3 protein-coding genes are annotated in these 3286 nt (G+C 72.0%); 2 read left to right on the plus strand and 1 reads right to left on the minus strand.

The window, feature by feature from the left end; all coding sequences use genetic code 11:
• Nucleotides 1-40: 40 nt before the first annotated feature.
• Nucleotides 41-1243 carry a GGDEF domain-containing protein gene (locus A5481_RS05985; protein WP_048435617.1) on the minus strand — a complete coding sequence of 401 codons (1203 nt, stop codon included), beginning with the start codon at nt 1241-1243 and terminating at the stop codon, nt 41-43.
• A gap of 273 nt (nt 1244-1516) precedes the next feature.
• Here A5481_RS05985 and A5481_RS05990 point away from each other — a divergent pair, with 273 nt between their 5' ends.
• The gene (locus tag A5481_RS05990) at nt 1517-2851 is read left to right on the plus strand and encodes a multidrug effflux MFS transporter (RefSeq protein ID WP_082173298.1); all 1335 of its coding nucleotides are present in this window, start codon (nt 1517-1519) and stop codon (nt 2849-2851) included.
• A gap of 57 nt (nt 2852-2908) precedes the next feature.
• Nucleotides 2909-3286 (plus strand): DoxX family protein (locus A5481_RS05995; protein WP_064503821.1); only part of this gene is annotated, 378 nt, incomplete at its 3' end.

Below are 3286 nucleotides of genomic sequence, written 5' to 3' on the forward strand. Positions count from 1 at the left end.
TCGTGTCGTGGACCGTGCGGCAGAGCGATCGGGCGCGGCTCTAGCCGGCCGCCGCGAAGGTCTCGGCGCCGTCCGTCAGGGCGTAGCGGTTCCGCCCCCGGCGCTTGGACTGGTACAGGGCCCGGTCCGCCTGCTCGAACAGGTCGTCCCGGGTGACCCGAGCGCCCGCGGCCCGCAGCGCGATGCCGACGCTGACGGTGACGACGCCGGTGCCGTCCCGCCGTCCCGGATGAGGGAGGCCGAGCTCCTCGACGGCGCGGACCAGGGCGGCGGCGAACCGGGTCGGCTCCAGGGATCCGGCGTCGCGCAGCACGACGGTGAACTCCTCGCCGCCGAACCGGGCGGCCAGGATGCCCGGATCGCTCGCGAAGCCCGAGAGCACGGCGGCGACCCGGCGCAGGCAGGCATCGCCCTCGGGATGCCCGAGCGTGTCGTTGAACAGCTTGAAGTGATCGACGTCGATCATCAGCAGCGCGAGGGGACGCTCCTCGGCGAGCCAGTCCTGGATCCGCTCGTCGAGGAGGCGGCGGTTCGGCAGGCCGGTGAGGGCATCGGTGCCCGACAGGTCCTGATAGCGCCGGCGCGCCGCCTCGGCCGCCTCGGAGGCGGAGCGCGCGGCCGACACCCGCAGATACTCGCGGCAGCGCTGCCGCTCCATCCGGTAGTTGGCGTAGAGGCTGAAGGCGCAGCCGGTGACGAACTGGACCGGCAGGGCGATGCGCAGGTCCGGGTCGAGGTCGGGCTTCGTCGCGACCGCCAGCCCGGCGATCAGGACCAGCAGGCCCGTGAAGGCGAGGGCGTCCCGGAAGCGCAGGGCGAGCAGCATGTTGCCGAAGACGATCGACAGGATCGCCCCATGGAGCATGTAGTCCCCGTACGGCGCCCTCGTCAGCCAGAACAGCAGGACGGGCAACGCGGCGGCACCGACCATCCCGAGGAGGGCAAGCCGCTCGCGGCCGGTCGGCCCGACCCGCGCGACCAGCCAGGCCAGGATCAGGGAGACCGGGCTGACGACGAGGAGGTGGCCGACCAGGCTGAGTCCGACGAGGTCCGGCGTCAGCCACAGGCTGGTGAAGTTGTCGGCGTTGTAGATGACCGTGCCGAAAACGACGACTTGGCGCAAAGCGGCGACGCGCTCCCGGCCGTGCTCCGCCTCGTAGCGCGCCTCGGTCCGCGGGTCGAAGCGCAGCAGCCGGTCCAGGCGGCCGGCCTCGTCGAACTCTGCGGTAGGGCCGGCAGTCACGGTCACCCTGCTTCAAGCCTCGTCCGCGACGGTGTCCGGGTTGTCTAAGCCATAACATATAATCTTCTATTAAACTAACAAATGCGATGCCTTTGACTAATTTCCTAACCTGGCTAGTCTTCGCCCCGGCGATCGGCGTCGCGGTCCCGCGGCGAAGACGGGGCACCCGCATCGCAGCCATGCCGCTGCACGCCTTGCGGGCATCGCCGGGCTCCGGCAGTGCTTTCGGTCCGCGCCGGCATTTTTTCGAACGGCCGGCCTCCCGGGAGCATCATGGCGAGCAGCGCGAGCGGCGGGACGGCACCGATCCCCGCAGACCGGTCCGAGACGAGCGAGGGCCCCGAGACGGGCGCCCGGAAGAAGGACGCCCGGGAGAAGGACGCCTGGACGGGCCCGCGCTTCGCCGAGTTCGTGGGCCTGATGGCCCTGATGATGGGCCTGACCGCCGTCACGATCGACAGCTTCCTGCCGGCCTTCCCGGCGATCCAGCACGACTTCGCGGTCCAGGACCCGAACCGGCTGCAGCTCCTGGTCTACGTCTACATGCTGGGCTTCGGCACCGCCCAGCTCCTCTACGGGCCGGTCTCGGACGGCACCGGGCGGCGGCCGGCGCTGATCGCCGGCATCGCGATCTACCTCGCCGGCAGCGTGCTCGCCATGCTGGCGCCGAGCTTCGAGGTGCTGCTCGTCGCCCGGGCGATCCAGGGCATCGGCGGGGCGGCCGGCCGGGTGCTGGCGGTGGCGATCGTGCGCGACCGCTACGAAGGGCGCGACATGGCCCGGGTGATGTCGTTCTGCATGATGGTCTTCCTCATCGTGCCGATCCTGGCGCCCTCGCTCGGCAGCGCGGTGCTGTTCGCCGGCAGCTGGCGCTTGATCTTCGGCCTGATGCTGGCGCTCGCCCTCGTCACCCTGGCCTGGTTCGGCTGGCGCCTGCCCGAGACTCTGCATCCGGCCTTCCGCCGGCCGGTCTCGGCCCGGGCGATCGGGTCGGGCATCGGCATCACCGTGCGGACCCGGACGGCGCTCGGCTACGCCACCGCGCTGGGGCTCACCACCGGCTGCATCATGGGCTATGTCGGCTCGGCCCAGGCGATCTTCGACACCGGCCTCTATCATCTCGGCGCCCTGTTCCCGGTCGCCTTCGCGCTGATCGCCGGGGCGATGGGCGTGGCGACGCTCATCAACGCGCGGCTCGTGCGGCGCCTGGGCATGCGGCGCCTCGCCCATGCCGGCCTGGTCGGGCTGTTCGTCGTCGCCTGCCTCCAGCTCGCGCTGATGCTGGCCTTCGCCGGGCACCCGCCGCTCTGGCTCTTCATCGCCACCCTGGCGGGGTGCCAGTTCCTGATGAGCTTCGCGATGCCGAACTTCAACGCCCTGGCGATGGAGCCGCTGGCGGCGATCGCCGGCACCGCCTCGTCGTTCATCGGCTTCTACACCACCCTGCTCGCGGCCTTCTGCGGCCTCCTGGTCGGCCAGTCCTTCGACGGCACCGTGCTGCCGCTGGCGATCGGCTATGCCGGCCTGAGCGGCCTCGCCCTCGCGACGGTGCTGTGGACGGAACGCGGCCGCCTGTTCGGGAGCGGGGCTGGCGCGCCCGCGGCTTAACCGGCCCTTCAAGGCTCCCGGGCCACCGTCGCGGCCTCACGACGGGGATGTCTCGGGATGGCTGCGCGCAACGACGGAATCCTGCTCGCCGGGCGGCTGCTCCTGGCCGCCGCCCTGCTGCCGGCGGCGATCGGGCGGGCGCTCAACCCCTCGGGCTTCGCCCTGACGCTCGCGGCGACCGGCATGCCCGCCCCGAACGCCGTGGCGACCGTCTCGGTGGTGATCGGGCTGTTCGGGCCGCTGCTCCTCGCGCTCGGCGTGCTGCCGCGCCTCGTCGGGCTGGGCCTGAGCCTCCACGCGGTCGTGGCCGGGCTCCTGCTGCACCGGTTCTGGGAATTCTCCGGCGCCGTCGCGCGGGTCGAGCAGGAGCTGTTCCTGGCCCAGCTCGGCCTCGCCGCCGGCTTCGTGCTCTACGCCGTCACCGGCCCGGGCGGC

Source organism: Methylobacterium platani (genome assembly GCF_001653715.1).
GTDB lineage: Bacteria > Pseudomonadota > Alphaproteobacteria > Rhizobiales > Beijerinckiaceae > Methylobacterium > Methylobacterium platani.

Excerpts from the sequence above, each read along its gene's own strand:
- A5481_RS05990 (WP_082173298.1), top strand. The coding sequence starts at position 1,517 with ATGGCGAGCAGCGCGAGCGGCGGGACGGCACCGATCCCCGCAGACCGG.